18 protein-coding genes are annotated in these 19,309 nt (G+C 39.4%); 4 read left to right on the top strand and 14 right to left on the bottom strand.

Annotated features, from left to right (window positions below):
* Positions 1-7: 7 nt before the first annotated feature.
* The 4 genes from MHH61_RS18410 to MHH61_RS18425 form a co-directional block, all read right to left on the bottom strand.
* Positions 8-2,044: a BglG family transcription antiterminator gene (locus MHH61_RS18410; RefSeq protein ID WP_241218611.1), complete on the bottom strand. Its 2,037-nt coding sequence runs from the start codon at positions 2,042-2,044 to the stop codon at positions 8-10.
* 386 nt (positions 2,045-2,430) lie between these two features.
* A complete protein-coding gene (locus MHH61_RS18415) occupies positions 2,431-3,303 on the bottom strand; it encodes a LysR family transcriptional regulator (protein WP_125587405.1) in 873 nt (290 codons plus the stop codon).
* Positions 3,304-3,464: 161 nt separating this feature from the next.
* Positions 3,465-4,952 (bottom strand): FAD-dependent tricarballylate dehydrogenase TcuA, encoded by a 1,488-nt coding sequence (gene tcuA, locus MHH61_RS18420; RefSeq protein WP_125587406.1) that lies wholly within the window; start codon positions 4,950-4,952, stop codon positions 3,465-3,467.
* Positions 4,953-5,289: 337 nt separating this feature from the next.
* A complete protein-coding gene (locus tag MHH61_RS18425; protein WP_025093192.1) occupies positions 5,290-6,252 on the bottom strand; it encodes a YafY family protein in 963 nt (320 codons plus the stop codon).
* A 108-nt stretch (positions 6,253-6,360) separates the two neighbouring features.
* On the opposite strand from MHH61_RS18425, the gene MHH61_RS18430 reads away from it, so the two are divergent.
* Together MHH61_RS18430 and MHH61_RS18435 are read left to right on the top strand one after the other, a co-directional pair.
* Entirely contained in the window at positions 6,361-6,840 is a 480-nt protein-coding gene (locus tag MHH61_RS18430) for a GyrI-like domain-containing protein (protein WP_025093191.1), read from the top strand.
* 21 nt (positions 6,841-6,861) lie between these two features.
* Positions 6,862-7,326 (top strand): phage tail protein, encoded by a 465-nt coding sequence (locus MHH61_RS18435; protein WP_125587407.1) that lies wholly within the window; start codon positions 6,862-6,864, stop codon positions 7,324-7,326.
* Between the two features lie 253 nt (positions 7,327-7,579).
* On the opposite strand, the gene MHH61_RS18440 is transcribed toward MHH61_RS18435, so the two are convergent.
* The 5 genes from MHH61_RS18440 to MHH61_RS18460 form a co-directional block, all read right to left on the bottom strand.
* A complete protein-coding gene (locus MHH61_RS18440) occupies positions 7,580-7,987 on the bottom strand; it encodes a hypothetical protein (protein ID WP_125587408.1) in 408 nt (135 codons plus the stop codon).
* Between the two features lie 133 nt (positions 7,988-8,120).
* A complete protein-coding gene (locus MHH61_RS18445) occupies positions 8,121-8,483 on the bottom strand; it encodes a hypothetical protein (protein WP_125587409.1) in 363 nt (120 codons plus the stop codon).
* A gap of 143 nt (positions 8,484-8,626) precedes the next feature.
* The gene (gene cdiI, locus MHH61_RS18450) at positions 8,627-8,986 is read right to left on the bottom strand and encodes a ribonuclease toxin immunity protein CdiI (protein ID WP_226340878.1); all 360 of its coding nucleotides are present in this window, start codon (positions 8,984-8,986) and stop codon (positions 8,627-8,629) included.
* A gap of 19 nt (positions 8,987-9,005) precedes the next feature.
* Positions 9,006-10,634, bottom strand: coding sequence for a T7SS effector LXG polymorphic toxin (locus tag MHH61_RS18455; RefSeq protein ID WP_211484854.1), 1,629 nt, complete (start codon positions 10,632-10,634; stop codon positions 9,006-9,008).
* A 361-nt stretch (positions 10,635-10,995) separates the two neighbouring features.
* Positions 10,996-11,415, bottom strand: coding sequence for a MarR family winged helix-turn-helix transcriptional regulator (locus MHH61_RS18460; RefSeq protein WP_241218594.1), 420 nt, complete (start codon positions 11,413-11,415; stop codon positions 10,996-10,998).
* 170 nt (positions 11,416-11,585) lie between these two features.
* Here MHH61_RS18460 and MHH61_RS18465 point away from each other — a divergent pair, with 170 nt between their 5' ends.
* Positions 11,586-13,106 (top strand): MDR family MFS transporter, encoded by a 1,521-nt coding sequence (locus MHH61_RS18465; RefSeq protein ID WP_125587015.1) that lies wholly within the window; start codon positions 11,586-11,588, stop codon positions 13,104-13,106.
* Positions 13,107-13,144: 38 nt separating this feature from the next.
* Here MHH61_RS18465 and MHH61_RS18470 read toward each other — a convergent pair whose 3' ends face one another.
* The 5 genes from MHH61_RS18470 to MHH61_RS18490 form a co-directional block, all read right to left on the bottom strand.
* Positions 13,145-14,014, bottom strand: coding sequence for a class II fructose-bisphosphate aldolase (locus MHH61_RS18470; protein WP_024427782.1), 870 nt, complete (start codon positions 14,012-14,014; stop codon positions 13,145-13,147).
* A gap of 2 nt (positions 14,015-14,016) precedes the next feature.
* Complete coding sequence (locus MHH61_RS18475; protein ID WP_024427781.1) at positions 14,017-14,475, bottom strand: PTS sugar transporter subunit IIA; 459 nt, start codon at positions 14,473-14,475, stop codon at positions 14,017-14,019.
* Between the two features lie 15 nt (positions 14,476-14,490).
* Positions 14,491-15,906 carry a PTS fructose transporter subunit IIC gene (locus MHH61_RS18480; protein WP_125587016.1) on the bottom strand — a complete coding sequence of 472 codons (1,416 nt, stop codon included), beginning with the start codon at positions 15,904-15,906 and terminating at the stop codon, positions 14,491-14,493.
* A gap of 13 nt (positions 15,907-15,919) precedes the next feature.
* A complete protein-coding gene (gene pfkB, locus MHH61_RS18485; protein ID WP_125587017.1) occupies positions 15,920-16,834 on the bottom strand; it encodes a 1-phosphofructokinase in 915 nt (304 codons plus the stop codon).
* Between the two features lie 130 nt (positions 16,835-16,964).
* The gene (locus tag MHH61_RS18490; protein ID WP_024425669.1) at positions 16,965-17,741 is read right to left on the bottom strand and encodes a MurR/RpiR family transcriptional regulator; all 777 of its coding nucleotides are present in this window, start codon (positions 17,739-17,741) and stop codon (positions 16,965-16,967) included.
* A 159-nt stretch (positions 17,742-17,900) separates the two neighbouring features.
* Between MHH61_RS18490 and MHH61_RS18495 the strand changes: the two genes are divergently transcribed.
* Entirely contained in the window at positions 17,901-19,307 is a 1,407-nt protein-coding gene (locus MHH61_RS18495; protein WP_056766944.1) for a phosphatidylserine/phosphatidylglycerophosphate/cardiolipin synthase family protein, read from the top strand.
* The last annotated feature ends 2 nt before the right edge of the window (positions 19,308-19,309 follow it).

Here is a 19,309-nt window from a genome sequence, read left to right on the forward strand (position 1 = left end):
TCCCCCTTTATACTTGTGAAAATTGATCAATTAGTTTTTGAACCGATGCTAAATCTTCTGCTTCCATCAATTGTTTCGTGCGTTTCTCTTCACTTAACAGCATGGTCAGCTGTTTGAGTGCTTTCAAGTGGCTCATGCTGTCAATGGCAGCTAACACAATGACAAGCCGCACCTGCTTTTTTCCATCCTTTGAAAACGAAATGGGCTGTTTGAAGGACATGAGCGTCATGCTCAATTTGTTCACGCCATCCTCGGGCCTTGCATGTGGGATGGCCACTTGTGGTGCAATGACAATATAAGGACCATTTTGATGAACAGACTGTATCATGGCTTCTACATAACTTGGTTTAATAGCATTTTGATCAAGTAAAGGCTGCGCCGCTTTTGTAATCGCCTCTTGCCATGTGTCTGCTGTTTGGTGGAGCTTGATGGTTTGTTCTGTTAATAAATCATTTAACACTGGGTTCCACCCTTTCTGATAGGATACATATGTGGGATGTAGCAGCTCCCGAATGTCATGAAGCAGTGCTTGTTTATTTTGTACGATGGTATGCTGCTGAATGATGTTGAATAAAGCGTTTACATGCTTCTCGTCAATCTTCGTTTCTGAGCCTTTTCCGTATTGAAGTAATGTTTTTTTCTCATAGGCAGTTAAAATAGGATGAACGAGATGAACTGGTTTTCCTTTAAACGAAATAGGTGTTGTGGACACAACGAAATCTGCATCAACTGCTGCTAATTCTTCATATGCACGCTTTGATAACAGTCCGCGTACTTCAATATAGCCGATTAATTCGAGAAGCTGAGTTTTCAGCATGTTACTTGTGCCGATTCCTTCTCCGCAGACAATGTATACAGACCGCCTGGCAATGGATGAAATTCCTTCTCTTCTCATCCAGCTGCCAAAATGCATGGCGAGATATGCATTTTCATGGTCACTCAACTTTGAACAGGCCGCCTTTTCTAAATGACATGCAACTTTTTGAGTGATTTCAAACACTTCTGGCTGTGCTTTTTTTATAGAATCCGTCAGTTCGTTGATCATACCAATGTGATAGATGAGCCTGTAATAGGCTGGAATTAAATGCATTGTTAAGTTTTGCTCCAATGCTTTAGGTTCTTGAAAGGAAATACAAGCATATCGCTGAAAGTCAAATATCATTTGTCTGGCGATGGTGCGAATGAGATGTTCTTCTGGTTTTTTAATTGATGGAAGTTTTTGTTTTTTGGCACTGAGCCATAAGGTGCTAAGAAAATAGATCTCATCATCATGAACAATGAGACTGGCCTCTTTTTGAATCTGCGCCATGAAACGAATAGCCGCCAAGCATTCCTCTGTTTCCTGCAATGTTCGCTTTTCTTCGTTTGAAATGTGTACAGCATGCCCCAGCTTCATCCGCTTAAAGTAAAAAAAGAGATCCAAAGAGAGCTGATCCAGCATCTCATCTGCAAATTCAAGCTTAAGTTCTTGTTCTGACTGCTGGAGGAGATGGTGTACCCGTTTGGATGAAATAGGTCCCTTTAACCAAAACGACGGAAACGTTTTTTCGTTTTTTATCATGGTGCGAATGAAATGTATATAAGGTTTGAGTGCCAATCGAATGGCCCTTTCGTCTCCTGAAATAACATAGCCGCTTGCTGCCTGATAGCGGAGTGTGATCTCCTGCTTTGAGAGCGTTTCTTTTAGCTGTTTCATATCCTCGAGTAATGTATTTCGGCTCACCTTTGTCATCTTCATAAAATCATCTATTCTTAGGCAATGCTCGCTGCATGCAATGGTTAAAAGCAAGATAGCCCTTCGTTCCTTTACACATGGTTCATAATCGTGACCAACAAGAATGGTATCAGCTTTTTGAATAATGATTTCTTTTTCATGAGGATTTAAATAATAGCCACGTTGGCCTTTTCGCTGCACACCACTAAGCTGATGAGTTTCAAGCCAGCTGTTCATTCGCTTGATTTCAGCGTAAACGGTTCGAGTCGAAACGTTCATTCGATTCTGCAAATCTTCTATTGATAGATAAGATGTCGTATGAAGCAGCATAGATAGTAACGTCGTGCCCCTTTTGGTTAAGTACAGTTGGAATTCCTCCTTTCTTTCCCTTTGCTTATAAGTCTAATCAACTCACATGCATCAAAGAAGTCCAAATGTCTTCAGCACGTGCTGTGCAGCGATTGTGTGCTCTTTTCATAAAAAAACACACCATTTGAGTGTGCTTTCAGGCTTGTATACAAAGGGTTTTTTGTCTTCTTTTGCGTGTTTGCGAACCAATAAACGCAAAAAACCTTGAATGATATAAAGCCAGCCAAGGTTTTTTCACTTCTTATCATCTTTTAATTTCTTTTCCCTCCTGCCCATGCCTACCGTTGCATCGAGTGAATGCGATTTCAAAAAAAAGAATGTCTTTTAAGAACAAATACAAAATGATGTCATAATACAGATGAAACTTGTTCTCCTCTTAGGAATTCAATAAATGCTTTAACAGTTTTAGTCTCTGTAGATTTCTGATCATACATGAGCCAAGTATCTCTAGTTAATGGCTTTTTCTTAGTATCATATACTTCCATTGTATATAGTTTATCTGAATTTCTTAAGCAAATCTCGGGTGCTATCGAGTACCCAAGCCCTTGCTTCACCATTTCTTTGCATGTCTCATGTCGATCAACTTTCATAGCTATGTTTGGTTGCAGGACTAGATTGTCGTACATCCAATCATCGAGAATAGTCTTTAAAGAATTATCAGTCTGATATTTTATAAATGGTAACAAAGGAAGCTGTCCTATATTAATGGGATCTCTAGAGATGATTAGTAATTTTTCCTTTGTAAGCCTCTCCTTCTCTCCTTTCCATCGATGGTCCCCTCTAATTATTCCAACTTGTACAATACCTGCATCTAATAACTTCATGACATCAGTGCTCCATCCAGTTTGCACACTAAATTGGATATTGGGATACATGTTGGAAAAATCTCTAAGTAATTTTGGGAGCTTATATTGTGCGAAATTGCTGGAAACGCCAAGTCTTAAGTGTCCCTGTACCTCTTTTCCTAAGTTAACGATTTGATCCTTGGTATCCTGCAGTTCCTTTAACATTCTTCGTGCATAGAAAACTAAATGCTCTCCCTCTACAGTAAAGGTAATTCCCTTATGTCTTTTGTTGAACAATTTAATCTCAAAAACTTCCTCAATCTTATTTAATCTATAAGTAATTGAGGGCTGAGATGTATACAACTTTTCCGCTGTTTTTGTTAAATTTTGCTCATTGTAAAGGATATCAAGTAAAATCCAATCTTTTTCATCCATAGTGGTCATCCTTTCTAAGTTTATTATAATTATAGATGTGTTCTTGTTAAATTGAATAATACTTTATTTTGTACATCCATACGTGCTGATTTACATGCAGAGAGCATATCAAATAGGTAAGGGGGGCTCTTTAAGAGTCCCCCTTACCCTATAGGCTATTTCTATGCATGTTGTTTTAGAAATGATGCAGCATTGAAACCAGCAGTTTTTCCAAATACTGAACCAGACATTAAACCTGAACCACCTGGATAGTTCTCATAGAAAATACCCCCTACCATCTCACCAGCTGCGTATAAACCCTTGATAGGTTTATTTTTAAAATTTAAGACCTCTGCATTTGTATTCACTCGAAGACCACCAAATGCAAAGGTAACACCGCATGTTACTGGATAAGCATAATAAGGTGCTTGATCTATTGTCAGCGCCCAATTTGTTTTTGGTGGCGTTATCCCTACAGTCCCCTTTCCATCCTTAATGGAAGGATTATAGTCTCCTTCTTGCACGGACAAATTATATTCATGTATCGTATCTTTAAACACTTCTTTACTGATTTTCATTAAGTCTGCAAGCTCTTCTAAGCTATCAGCTTGATAGCAGGTAGCTTCGTCCAAAGTATATTCATCGCGTAATAATGGATGTACTTTGGCATCAAATACTTGAAATGCTTTATGACCGGGCTGCTTAAGAATTTCTCTTCCATATTTAGCGTACGTATAATTCCTAAAATCTGCTCCTTCATCTACAAATCTCTTCCCTTCCAAATTAAACATTAAGCCAAGTGGAAAAGAGGATTTCTTGTAAATATCGCCAGGCTTGTTAAAATCACCAACCGCTGGAGCATTATAATCAGTGCCTATAGAATGGCAGCTGCCCCAATCTCCATATTTAGAAGCACCAGCTTTCACTGCCATATCCAAGCCGTCTCCAGTGTTATATTCCGTACCTCTGACAATCGCGCCTTCCCATTCCTTACCCAGGAATTCGATTCTCATCTTTTTATTTGCTTCAAAACTACCACATGCAAGAATGACGGTCTTAGAATAAATTTGAACTAACTCACCGTTCTTTTCAACTACTACACCCGTTACCCCATCATCAACACTAATTAAATCAACCATTCTGGCATCATACTCCACTTTTATTCCTAATTGATCAACACGCTGATAAAGTTGTTTGATGAGGCCAACACCTTTTCCAGAAGTCTTAAGAGGTAAACCACCCCAAAAATGCCGTTTTCCTTCTTTTTCATATGACTGATTATCATAATTTAATTCAAATTTTACTCCGTTTTTATACATCCACTTAATAGTTTCAAAAGATTTTGAAATTAAATGGCGGGCTAATTTGATATCACTTTTACCAGAAGTCACTCTCATCAAATCATTCATGAAATCATCCTCTGTATAAGGAGGCATTACAATTTGTTCTGAGTCATTATCTGTCAAATCCGGAAGCACTTCTCTTAACATATCTAATCTGTTATAGGCTACTCGAATTGCACCATCTGTGAAATATGAATTTCCTCCACGTTTTTCCATAGGTGCCCTTTCAAGAACAAGTACATTTGCCCCTCCTTCATGCGCACTAATAGCAGCACACAAAGCCGCATTACCCCCGCCAACAATGATAACATCATATGAGTTATTCACTCAGCTACTCCTCCTTGACTTTATTTTGTAACATAAATGTACCTTAATGTTAAAGAAGATATAGCCATAAGTGAAATATATGTTTTTTTAATTCAATTTAAAATTTTGTTTATAACTGTTGATTGCTTGCAATTATTAATAGGTTTATCTATGTAAACATTTAGCTAATTAAGCACAAGGACTTTTAGATAAATTCTCTAGAGTTAATGGTTCAAACTAATATAAAGGAGTTAGATCCCTCTACAATATAAAAATGCCTTCCCAGTTAGGAAAAGGCACTTTCTAAAAAAAACTATTTACTTATGGTACGGTTACCATGAGGTCTAACCAGCATTGATTATGGACAATATAGGAGTAGTCTCTCTTGTAAACTTTTCTTGATTTCTACAGGCATTTCCCGGACCTTAATATCATTGCCTAGGAAAAGTAGCCAATTTGTCATTTCCGTTATTTCTTCTGAATGATTAACATCGATAAAAGTCTTTAAAATGGCTGTAGTTTGGTAAGGATTCGTATAAGAAATTGACATTTTGAAAGGATGGTATTTTTTGAACTGTGCAATTGCCTTTGGACCAAGTTCAAGGACAAGGTTGATTACTTCCTCCTGCTTACTTAGTTTTTCTAAAATCTTTTTCCTGCTTAATCTATTTTTTGTAGAGCAAGGTTCAACATCTGTGAGGTTGTCGACAGGCAAAATCCGTTTCTTCTCTTCCTTTAAATCAAAGCCTTCAATCAGCCAAAGGCTTTTTTCACGATAAAGGTTCAAGAGGTAAATAGGATAGGACTTCATCACTTTCTCCTCTCTCATGGTAATCAGTAAATATCGATCCAAAATAAGCAGTTGGATTAATTTTTCTAACATGGGATGAGGGAGATCTGTCAAATCAAGCAGATCAGGATTATTCGGATTAGTCCCTTCAAATAGCAAGAGGCGATTTAACAGAACAAGGTCATCTTGCTGGGTTTCTGAGATGAGTCCTAGTAATTTTTCAGCTAAAGACTGGCGACTCTTTAAATAAGGGAGTTGCTGGTTTCTTGTGGCCATAAAGGCAATAAAAAGAGCTTTAATTTCATTATCGGTAAAACGAACAGTTGGCAGGACGGAATTGTTCATCACAAAATATCCCCCGTCCCTTCCGACTTCAGCGACAAGCGGCATCCCCATAGCTTCAATTTCTCTGATGTCTCTAATTGCTGTCGAACGAGAGATATGAAATTCTCTCATGATTTCAGAAATTGTAAAGTTGGCGCGGTTGTTAATATACCGCATGATGGTATTAATCCGTTCAACTTTTTTCATCTGATCCCCCTAAACAGTATCATTTTTTGACATGATTTAAGCCTATTATATATTTATCAAGTGAAAAGAAAAAACATTTGATCAATTTTTCAAAAGGAAGTGTTGAATATGGCAGATTATATATTAGAACAAAAAGACAGCTTTCACGTGTTAGGTATTGGAACTGAACTTAAGAGTCATTACACAGACTATGCGGGCATCACGAAGGAAAAAGCAGACTTTTGGCAAGCAGTCACACAAGAAGGTAAGCTTGACACATTAAAAGCCATTGCCTCAAATGACTATATTTTTATCGTAAACGAAGCGGTAAATAACAAGCTGATGCATTATGTCGGGGTCATGACAGAGGAATCGTTACCAGAAGCGGACAGAGTGATTCAATTTCCTAAAGGGGAATATCTAATCGTTAAAGGGGAAGCTAAAACCGCTGATGAATTGCATCAAACTCTTACTGGTATTGCATTTGGTCAAGTCTTGCCTGAAGCAAAGAATTTCGCCTATGTTGGTGGACCAAATGCAGTGGTAGAGATGGGGCAGCGAAACGACTTATTACTTGGTGAGATGTGGATTCCTGTTGTAGGAAAATAAGAAGGATATGGAGGGATAGAAATGGCCTATATCGTTGATTTTAAAAATGTGTCTACGATTGGTTTAGAGTCTTCACCTGTAGCAGAAGCACTTGCTGGCTTACGAGCTAATGAGGCTCGTTACTTTATGAACAAATATAAGCATGAATTTACAGTATTACCTGCCAGCGAAAGTCAGGATACCCTTGATTATGTGAACCGAGTGTTAAAAGAAGAACGTGAACTAGAGTTTGCAGCAAAACCTTTAGAAACGGCAAGTTTTCAAGTGGAAAATATCAAATGGACTTACGTCTTTTATGAGGATGGTCTTCCAATTAACGTCCTGTATACAGTGGATGACCCGAAAAAACGTGCTGTTGGTTTTAAGCTTTCTGAAGGTATGGAAGTACCAAAGGAATTAGAAGGGAAATTTAAATTTGCTAGGCAGAAGTCTAAACTTGCTGGAACGATTCGTGGGTCATTCTTTAAAATTAAAGGGGAATATTGAACTCGAATTTGTGAATCTGATGAAACAAATAAATTAAAATTATTTCCCCCTTCTAAACAGAGCAGCATTCTCTATGCATTATTAGAGGATGTTTTTCTGTTTATTGTACCCACTTCATTTTCTTATGAAGAAGTTATACGATGAGGTCCCGATCCCCTTTTGGTCGTTTTTTTTAATTTGAAGTCCAATAACACAAAAGACTTGAAAGGCATTAAGCCAATCAAGTTTTTTGCGTAATCTCATTAAAAACGAACTAATTTGAATTCATCTTTGAAAGAAAGTCTTGAAAAATTACTTTTACTAGTGAATTCTCAGTAGTAGCCACTACATGATTTACACGTTCTAAAATTTGAGGATGCTTCATGCCTTCTTCAATTGTGAAGCTTCTCAATGTATCAATACAAATCTCAAATAATTCTTTATCATTAGTATTCAACAAATCTATTAAAATATTCAGCTCATATTCATTGCACTCATTATCCAGGCAATAAGCAATTTTACGCTGCCACTCTATTGGTTTATTAAGCACCTGATTTGATAGTTCTTCCCAGTCATTTAGGCTAAAATCAGAGAGTATCTCACTAGCAATCAAACACCCGCCATCATACCATGAATCTACTGTTGTATCAGCAGATAAAAGATTATCTAATTCTCTAAACATATAGAGTCCCCTAATTATGAAATTACTCTGAGAACACATTCTCGAGTACCTTCAGCCTCAAAAATTGATCAAAAACGAGTAAAACTGAAGAAACTAGCGATGTTAATTTGTTAGTAAATAAGTACCTACTATTTTATTTCCACCAGTTGGATGTAATTTCTTTCAAATGAAATTCTATAAAATCAATCACTTTGGTATAGTCATCCGAGCTGAATTCCTCAATAGGATTGTCCCAATCTGTATTTTTAACTATTAGAACAAGGTAGTTACTATCAGAAGATAAATCAGGATACCACCCTAAATCCAATGTTATTGATGATTTCTCATGATAAAGTTGTAATAAACTTTCAGTGAACATAAACCATCTATCATCTTCTGCTTCTAACTTTTTAGGGTCAATTTCCCTGAAATTATTATAACGTACAATCCAACCTTCAGTTATTCTTAAAGGATGAATGTTGAATACAGGGACTTCGAGTTTTATATTTCTTCTCATTATTCTCCAATTTATTCATAAATTTGATAGTAATTTAAGTCCTAATTTATTATTTAGCCTATAAATTATCAATTAAAATTGTCTTTAATCATTCTACTAATTTCAATACTTAGTTGCTCAACTATTTTCAGAGGTTGCTTTTGTCAATTGGCCAATCTATATTTTTCAAAAACCTTCCTTAACACCTCGCTAATAGTTTTCTTATCCTGAGGATACTCTGTAATGTACGTGTTACAGGCTTGCTCAAGATAATAGTAGAATGTTTGATAATCAACAATAACCTCATCATCATGAAGTGCAAATAGTACTCCATGAAAGGGCTCCTCGTCGGGTTCCAGATCATTTGGAAATGTGCAATCCACATCGTTAATTCCATAACCTACTCCCGTAGATAAATGCTGAACAATATTTACAAAGCTATCATCAGTAATGGCATTGAAAAAAGCCACCACAGGAAAGTGTTCATCTCTTAACATTTGAGTTTCTAAAATTTTTTTTAACATACTATCTGAATCCCCCTACCTATAATTCAGGATAAAACGAGGTCACTGCCCCATCCTTATCTGTATAACCTCTCCATTTTATACCTTGTCCATCATAACCTTCCCATTCTCTCCCTAAAACACCTTTTGAAGAAGCATTATTTACAGCTTCTTTTCCTCGTTTAATAAAATCTTCATCAGAAATTAACTTAGGATCATAAACAGTTTTATCAAATGGCTTTGCTTTCCATCCAATTTTTTGACCTGTTTTAGCATCTAAAGAAGGAACTTGGTAAGTTATTTTTTCCACTCCTGGCAAAGCATCATGCTTCTTAACATTTAATATATTTACATCATTTTTCATAAATTCATCTTTGTTATGCGCCCCACCAATTCCTCTTCTCCTTGGAACATTGGGATCAACTTTTCTTATATGATCTTCTAAGCTAGATGAGAACTTAACTTTTTCACTACCCGTAATTCCCATCTTCCCCCGAAAGCCTTTCGCCCCAAACGGCAAAAGCATTCCAAGAGCCGCATTCATACTCGCTTCCTGCTGTTCTTTTGAGATCTTGTTTCCAAACATGTCTCGGCCTGTAATTGCTTCGCTGAAGCCGTTGGTGGCGGTGAGGCCATATAAACCTTTTTGAGATGTTTTCAGGGCGTCAAAGGATTTTTGTGATGTCTTGTAGATATCGACTGCCCTGACTGCGGCTGATGTGGCTTGGGTCGTTTTATAGACAGCTTTTCCGCCTTTGAAAATGCGGCCTGCCCAGCCGACGATTGGGATGTAGCCTGCTGCTGCCATGCCTCCTGCCGCGACTCGCTGGCCTGCGGTGAGTTCCTCGCCTGTGATTGGATCAACGCCTGTTGCGGCACGTTTTGCATCGTTTACGCCAGTCAGTTCATTCACGATGTTTCCACCATAATCGAGGGCTTTTTCATACCAAGGGCGGTTGGCGAGGGCTTCTTGTTCCTTTGCGATCTTACGGGCTTCTTCTTGTTCTTTTTTGATTTTCAGATATTCAGAAGTTTGCTTCTCAATATCGCTTTTTGCCTTGTAGATTTCACTATTTTGATACGCTTTCTTGTCAAAATTCATAGGCGAAATCGCTTTTCCGTCATTTGTCGCATTCATCATTTCAGCGTACAATGCCATTGTAGCTTGCTGTTCCGTCTCTGACAAAGCATATTCGTCTTTTAAATTTTGATCAAGCTCTCTTAGTTCTTTGACCGTCTTTTTTCGTTCATCTTCCGCATCTTCTATTTTTTCATCAAAGGTTTGGCTATCAAATACCTCTAGGGAAATGAGGTCATCAATGTCTTGAAAAATGGTTTTGAGTGCCTTTTTTTGATCCTTTACAATGCTTTTGGCGTTTTTGATGCCCATATGTACTGCGTTGTCTAAAAAGTGTTCTTCTATAAAGGTATCGCCGCCAAAGCTCGTATCATCCAGTGTCCCAGAAACACCTTCATGAAAGGCTTTTTGTTTATCAATGAAGCTGATAAACATGTCTACATTTCCAGCAAGCTCTTTATAGAAACTTTTAATATTATCGGCTCCTTTCCCAGTGAAATCATCACCGAGATTGGCCACACCTTGTAATGACTTTTTTAAATCTACCATTTGTTCGCGGAGTTCCTGATAGTGTTTTGCCCTTGTGTCCATGGCACTTGTTAGTGCTTTTGCATCAAGTATCTTCCCCAGCAGAATTCACTCCTTCCTATTCATTGACAAGGTCAATTTTACCAATACAAAGTTTGTCATTAAATAGGAATTAAGACACAAAAACAATACTTATTATGTAAATGAACAATGTTTCAATAGAATACTTTAGCTCCACTTTTGTCAGTAATAATTATGATGCGATATTTAGAACAATCTTTTAAATAGAACATTTTTTTGAGCTACTCCATTATAAAAAAGTGTTATAGAGCACTTCCACGGTAAGGAAGATGTCACTAGTCGAGGCAATCCCTACATGAATTAGGAATGCACTTAAAAAAGCACACCCGCATCAGTGTACTTTTTACAATCTAGACTTCAGCAATTGCAGCTCTTGCTCCATAATATCTGCTGCTTCAGTTATAAATTGAATAATTAAATCTAATTCTTCTGGTTTGTATTCATTTGTGAGTTCCTTCGTTGATGTTGATAAGGATCGAAAGAGTTCTTTTACCTGTGATTTCCCCGCTGTTAGAGGAACAATGATGACTCTTCGTTTGTCTTTTGGGTCCTTTTCTCTTTTGGCGTAGCCCGCTTTGACAAGGCGGTCAATAAGAGCTGTCACCGCACCTGAGCTAAGACCTGTTTTTTCACTTAATTCTCCTGCTGTGAGAGGACCGAGTTCGTTTAATAAATCGGCGGATTTGAGATCTGTTGGAAAAAGGCCGAGCGATTGAGCGGCCGCTTGGTGGAACAAAACGGTTCGTGTGGCGAGCCGCCTCATTGTATGTATGATCTGGGCTGCTCTGTCTTCAGCCTCGTTCTTTATTGACAACTTGTTCTCCTCCCTTTAAAATCAATTTATCTTGATCATCAAGATAAATGTTCTCTTACTTTATGGTTAAGTTGATCATAGCAAAAATAATGAGAGAACGTAAGCAGGAGGTAAATGAAATGAATCAGGTGGATAAAGGCAAGGCATCCACTCGCTTTGTTGTCATCGGTTTGCTGTTAGGGATTTTTATGGCAGCGATGGACAATACCATTGTTGCAACAGCAATGGGAAGCATCGTAGCAGATTTAGGCAGTTTTGATAAATTTGCTTGGGTGACGGCTTCTTATATGGTGGCAGTGATGGCGGGAATGCCTATTTACGGAAAGCTTTCTGATATGTATGGTCGAAAGCGTTTTTTTCTGTTTGGACTTATTTTCTTTTTAATTGGATCAGCGCTGTGCGGTATCGCACAAACGATGGATCAGCTCATTATTTACCGAGCCATTCAAGGGCTTGGGGGCGGTGCACTTCTTCCGATCGCATTTACGATTATCTTCGACATCTTCCCGCCTGAAAAGCGCGGAAAAATGTCTGGTATGTTTGGAGCAGTCTTTGGTTTATCAAGTGTACTCGGACCGCTTTTAGGTGCTATTATTACGGATTCGATCGGCTGGCATTGGGTTTTCTATATTAATGTGCCAATTGGTATTGTCAGTGTCTTCTTGATCGCTAGATACTATCAGGAATCGCTTGAACATCGTAAGCAGAAAATCGACTGGTCAGGTGCTATTACACTTGTCGTTGCGGTTGTCAGCTTAATGTTCGCGCTTGAGCTTGGCGGTAAATCTTATGCTTGGGATTCGGTGCAAATCTTCACACTTTTTGCTGTGTTTCTTGTGTTCGGTACGATCTTCTTTATTGTTGAGCGTAAGGCTGAGGAGCCGATTATCTCATTTTGGATGTTTAAAAATCGATTATTTGCAACATCTCAAATTTTGGCGTTTTTATATGGCGGGACATTTATTATTCTTGCTGTCTTTATTCCTATTTTCGTGCAGGCGGTGTACGGTGAATCTGCGACAAGTGCAGGGTTCATTTTAACACCGATGATGATTGGATCAGTCATTGGCAGTATGATTGGCGGAACGATGCAGACGAAAGTGCCTTTCAGACGTCTTATGACTATTTCTGTCATTTCATTTTTCGCTGGGATGCTGCTGCTTGCCAATATGTCACCAGATACAGCAAGACTGTGGCTCACACTCTTTATGATGATATCAGGCTTTGGCGTCGGGTTCAGCTTCTCCCTTCTGCCGTCAGCTTCAATGAATGATCTTGAGCCGCGTTACCGAGGCAGTGCAAACTCGACCAATTCATTTATGAGATCACTTGGAATGACGCTCGGTGTTACAATTTTCGGAACGATTCAAACCAATGTGCTGACAAATCGTTTAGCTGATGCCTTTAGCGGAATGAAAGGAGCCCCTTCTCAAATAAGCGATCCACAGGCTATTTTCCAAGAAGGTGCCCGCTCACAAATTCCGACTGATATTTTAAATAAAGTCATCGATGCGATGTCACAAAGTATTACGTACGTATTTTTGCTTGCATTATTCCCGATTGCACTTGCGGCGATTACGGTCGTATTTATGGGAAATGCACGGGTACGCACATCTAATGAAATGAAGGAAAACGAATAATGTGAAAAAGCAGAGCGATAGCGGCTCTGCTTTTTTTCTTATTGATATAACGGATGGGCTTTGCCCTCACTGCCAACGATTCGTATTTTCGATTGGACCATGTCTTTCGCTGCTTGTTTTGCTTTTTGTAAATACATACGCGGATCTAAGCTTTCAGGTTCGTTTGAGAAATGATCACGTATCGCTTCGGAATATGCATTTTTCAGTTCAGTTGAGACATTCACCTTTGCCATACCAAGTGCAACGCATCGCTTGACGTCCTCATCTGGTACAGCGGAACCACCGTGCAGGACAAGTGGTACATCGACCAGCGCTGCAATTTGTTCAATGCGGTCAAAGTCAATATCCGGCACCCCTTTATAAATGCCATGGGCAGTACCAATCGCAGGCGCTAAAGTAGGCACCCCAGTTTCTTCTACAAATTGGCGGCATTCTGATGGAACGGCTTTTTCAGCATCCTTTTCGTCAACGACGATATCATCTTCTACACCGCCTACCTTGCCTAGCTCTGCTTCGACATTTACACCGACTTTTAAGGCAAGATCCACGACTTCTTTTGTGCGGCGTACATTTTCTTCATATGAGTGCATAGATGCATCGATCATAACGGATGTATATCCAGCCCTGATACAGGTGAGAATCACATCAAAGTCTGTGCAGTGATCCAGGTGAAGACCGATTGGGATTTGATATTGATCAGCCGCCGCCTTCACTGTATCTGCAATTGCTTTTGCTCCAAGAGATTGAACCGTTCCAACCGTTGTTTGCAAAATCACAGGTGACTTTAATTCTGCAGCAGTTTCGAGTACCCAATAGATACTGTCAAAGGAGTGTACATTGAATGCCACAATTCCGTATTTTTCTTTTTTCGCAGCCTCAAGCATTGGTGTTGTTGAAAGTAAAGGCATGATCAAACATCCTCTCTAGTTAAAATATCCGTTTCTAATACAGCAAGCATGTCTTCATTTGTTCTTGTTTCCAGCAGTTTCTGACGTTTCGTTTCATCCATTAAGCCTCGTGAAAGGGCTGAAAGAGCTTTTAAATGAGTCGTCCCTGCTTCACTTTTAGGGATCAGTAAGGATAAGAAGAAAAAGCAAGGCTTCCCATCAAAAGCGTCCCATTCAATACCTGTTTCCGTGCGGACGATCACAAGTGCTGGTTTCGTGATGGCTTCTGTTTGAGTATGCGGAATGGCAAATCCATCTTGAAATCCGGTTGTACTCAGTGCTTCCCTTTCCGCTAAACCTTTTTTGACATCCTCTGGTGAGGTGCAAATACCTGCTTTGTAGGCAATGTCAGCAATGGCTGCGAACACGCCAGCCTGTGAAGAAGCTGTTTCGTGAAGATTCATATAGATATGTTCCATCATTTCTCCTCCTCCGTTTTAAACTGCGGGGTTGTCTATTTTTTTACGGTAAAGTCCGTAGAGAATCGCACCTACGAGTGAGCCGATTAGTATGGAAAGCACCCATTGGAATGCACCTGTGACGACCGGAAGAACAAGGAATCCACCATGCGGAGCTGGAACCTGTACGCCAAACAAATATGTCAATATAGCAGAGATGGCAGAGCCAAACATGATAATTGGCAGGACAACGACCGGGTTTTTGGCCGCAAATGGGATGGCTCCTTCTGTAATATGTGTCGCTCCTAGAATATAGTTGATTGCCCCTGCATTTCGTTCTTGTGGCGTGAAATGTTTTCGGAAAATCGTTGTGGCAATCGCAATGATAAGCGGCGGTGTGATACATGCTGCTGACACACCTGCCATGAAGTAAAGGTTACCTTCTGCAAGTAAAGCCGTTCCTGTGACATAGGCTGCTTTGTTAAAAGGTCCTCCCATATCAAATCCACACATCGCTCCAACAATTAAACCTAAAAGCAGTGGATTCGTGGATTGTACAGATGAGAGAAAATCCATTAGGGAATTATTTAGCCCTGTGATTGGGACTAACAACGGGGTCATGACAGCCCCAATTAAGAAAATACCGATGACAGGATAGATGAAGATTGATTTTAATCCATCAAGTGATGCTGGTAATTTTTGAAGCAAGAATTGAAGCAATAAAATGATATATCCTGCTGCAAAACCTGCGATAATACCGCCTAAGAATCCAGCACCTCCATCATTTGCAAGGAGACCCCCTATAAATCCGACGACCATCCCCGGGCGTCTAGCGATCGAATCAGCGATAAATGCTGCTAAAATTGGTACCATTAAGCTGAAGCCAAGTCCGCCAATGCTTTTCAAATAGGCAGCAAATGGATGATACGTTTCGTGCTTAGGATCAGCAGAGTAGATACCAAATAAGAAAGAAAGGGCAATTAAGACACCGCCTCCAACGACAAATGGCAGCATGTGTGATACACCGTTCATTAAGTGCTTATAAATGGTGTGTATCCATTTATTTGCTGACTTTTGTTGAGAGGATGAAGGAGCAGATGGTTTCTCTGTTCCAGAAGCTCTTCCTTTCACTTGATGAACGGGAGCATCTCCATTGATAATGCCTTGGATCAGTTCATTTGGCGTGCGGATACCCTTCGCTACAGGCACTTCAATTAGTGGTTTGCCGTGAAAACGATCTGTATTTACATCTTTGTCAGCTGCGACAATGACCCCATCGGCCTCCAGAATGTCTTGATCAGTTAAAGCGTTTTCAATTCCTACTTGACCATGCGTTTCGACTTTAATGTCGACCCCTAGCTGCTCAGCAGCGATTTTTAATGCTTCAGCTGCCATAAATGTGTGTGCAATACCTGTTGGACAGCCGGTTGCAGCGACAATTTTTTTACGGCTCATGTGTTATTCCCCCTTATATCTTCTGAATGTGTACTTGCTCAATCAATGAATCAATGTCATGTAAATCACTTAAGCCTTTAGAAAATGCAGTAGATGCGCCAGTTGCAATGCCGTAGCGTAAGCATTCTTCAGGTGAATGTCCTTCAAGATGTTTACTAAGAAAAGCTGCGAGCATCGCATCTCCAGAACAAGCTGTGTTTACGACAGTGCCTGTTGGTGCGTTTCCTTTAAACACTGCGTCCTTCGTAATGAATAAAGCTCCTTCTCTCCCGCGAGAAATCAGCACTTGCTCTGCACCCATCTCAATGAGTTTCTCTCCTGATTGAATGAGTTCTTTTTCTGACAAAGGATGTGTTTTGCCGAAAAAAGCAGCAATTTCTTCTTCATTCGGTTTTAGTAAATACGGCTTGTATTGAAGCGTCTCAAGAACTGCTGCTGAGCTTGTGTCTAAAATGAACTTGACCTTCTGTTGATGACAAATAGCTGCTACTTCTGAAAAAATGCTGGCAGGAACGCCTTTTGGCAGACTGCCTGACATGATGAGGATGCCTCCCTGCGGGATAGCCGCAATTTTCTCACGAAAGGCGTGAAGCGCTTTTTCTTCAATCGCTGGGCCTTGATTCACGAGCTTGTATTCTTCTGTCGTATTAATAAAAACATTAATGCGTGTGATGCCTTCAACCGAGATAAAATCGGTTTGAATGGAGAGATCCTTTAAAGATTGTTCAATATAAGAGCCTGAAAACCCAGCAATAAATCCTAGTGCAGTGCTGGTGAAGCCATATTTCTTTAGCATAATTGACACGTTCACGCCTTTTCCATTCGGCTGATAATCTTCATCTTCTGTGCGATTGACTGCATTTGCCCGCATTTCTTTTAATGCAATATATAGGTCAATAGCAGGATTTAAGGTGCAGGTATAAATCAATTGGTTTCACCTTCTTTCTTTTCTCTAAAGAAAGTATCTCATACGATTCAGTGAAAATGTTTTCAGAATGTGTAAAGGTTTTCATGAGAAAAAGCCTTCCAGATCAAAGTCTCGAAGGCTTTCTTATTGGTTATTTCATTCGGATCACATAGGCGTCAAGTAAAATGCGGGCAATGACATGAAGAGACAGGCGGGATCTGACTTCATAATCTGGGAAGAAAGATTGTTCCCCTTTATATCCGACTAGTGTCATATCTGATATTTTGCTTAATGTAGAATCTATTCTTGTCGTCACCGTAATGGTTGTGACTTGCTTCATACTGAGGTTTTGACACGCTTCAACAAGCTCAGCTGTTTCGCCATTTAATGAAACAAAGATGGCAAGCTCACTTTTTTCAATGTCTCGCGATTTCAGCCGAATGATATTTGGATCGTCGTGTACTTCACATGTTTTCCCGATGAGCTGTAATTTGATGGTCATCTCTTTGGCAATCATCTCTGAGAAGCCTCTGCCGAAAATATAAATTTTGTCTGCATTATGTATTTTTTGAACGGCATCTTCAATTTGTCCAATACTTTGCAGCTGTATCGTTTTTAAAACCTCTTCTTCATTTTTCCGAATTGCTAGTTTGATGTCTTCATCAATATTTTTGAGCTGGTCGCTTGCATCTGTCATTTTCTTTTCTTGTTTCAATCGATATTTAAAGGATGTATAGCCGTTATAGCCAATTTTTTTCATCAGTCTGACAATCGTGGCCGTTGATACATTGGCTCTTTCGCTTAAAGTGACAATGGATAAGGTGGAGATATCCTCTAAATGCTGGTGAATATAATTGAGTAAATATCGTTCTGTTTCACTTAACGTTTGATATACATCACTTGGGATGTTAAATAATGATTCATTCAAATCGATTCCCCCTTATTCATTTCATACTATAATTAAATGCCCAATAAAAACAAGATGATTCTTTTGTCATGTATTTAGATGAAAGGCGAAAATGAGTGAAATTTTATTTTTGACATAAACTAAAGAAAAGTTGTGTCTATGTGAAAGGAGCTGATCTGTATGCTTCATCTTTTGTTTTATCTGATCCTTCTCTATGTCGTTTATGTCTTTTTGACCGCATTTGTTTTGTTTTATTTACCGATCCAAAAAACATGCAAAGAACATTGTATCTATAAAGCTTCTTCGATCTCAGGAGACGATCAGGGCACAAATCAAGTGATGCTTCTTGACGATGGATTTGTGTCCGGTCAGGCCAGAATCCAAATGATTCGTGAGGCAAAGAGGATGATCCGCCTTAGTTATTATTCCATCCAAAAGGGGAAAACAGCCGAATGGGTACTAGGTGCTTTAATTGAAGCTGCTGATCGAGGGGTGAAAGTTCAGCTGCTTTTAGACGGCATCTGCCACAGTTTGCGTGGACCGCTAAAAGATTTACGATATGCCGTGGCAAATCACCCGAACATGGCCATTCGTTTTTATGAGCCCTTTCGGTTATTTAAGCCATGGACGTGGCATAACCGCCTTCATGATAAGCTGCTGCTGGCAGATGGCCGAGTGGCTGTGATGGGCGGAAGAAATATCGGTGATAAATACTTTGCAGATCAGCCCCCGAAAGATTTTGCATTTGACCGCGATGTGCTGCTTTATAACGACAAAAAAGGAAAAGTATTAGATGAAATGGAGCAATACTTCGTTTATTTATGGAATCATGACTTTACGAAAAGAACAAAAGCAGTGTTCTCTAAACAAAAAGCAAAGAAAGGCTTAAAACTAAGAAAGAAACTGCTTAGATCCTATCAGGAGGCAGTGCATGCGAAAGAACCTTTTGTGATGTCGTCCTTTAATTGGGCAGCAGATGGCACCTCAGTAAAGCAGATTGCATTTTTTACAAATCCTGTGGAGCGCTTCAATAAGCGTCCTCTTGTGCTCAAAAAACTAAACGATCTAGCTCACCGGGCAAAGCGTTCTGTGCTCATACAGACGCCTTATGTCATCCCGACACGACCCATGAAAGACGGCCTCACTCCCTTAGCCAGCGGGATTCAAACGACAGTTGTCACGAATTCTCTCACAGCGACGCCAAATCCGTTAGCTTTTGCAGGTTACTTAAGCACGAAAAAGGAACTGATGAAAACAGGCGTTCATTTGTACGAATATGAAGGTCCGTATTCCATTCATGCGAAATCAATGGTCATTGATGATTATTTAAGTATTATTGGCACATATAATTTAGATGCGAGGTCTAGTTTTTTAAATACAGAGTCAATTTTGGTCATTGATAGTGCCCCTTTTGCGCTATCACTTACTCAGGCAATAGAACGTAAAATTGCCTATAGTATACTTGTCGCGAAGGACAAAGCAGCCTATAAAGCGGAGTCCTATGGGCAGAAAAAAAAGCCTTTGATGAAAAGGCTCCTTTTAAATGGTTTATCCGCGATAACTGTTCTATGGCGGCGGTTGATCTAAAG

It is taken from the genome of Bacillus sp. FSL K6-3154 (genome assembly GCF_040869395.1).
GTDB lineage: Bacteria > Bacillota > Bacilli > Bacillales > Bacillaceae > Bacillus > Bacillus safensis.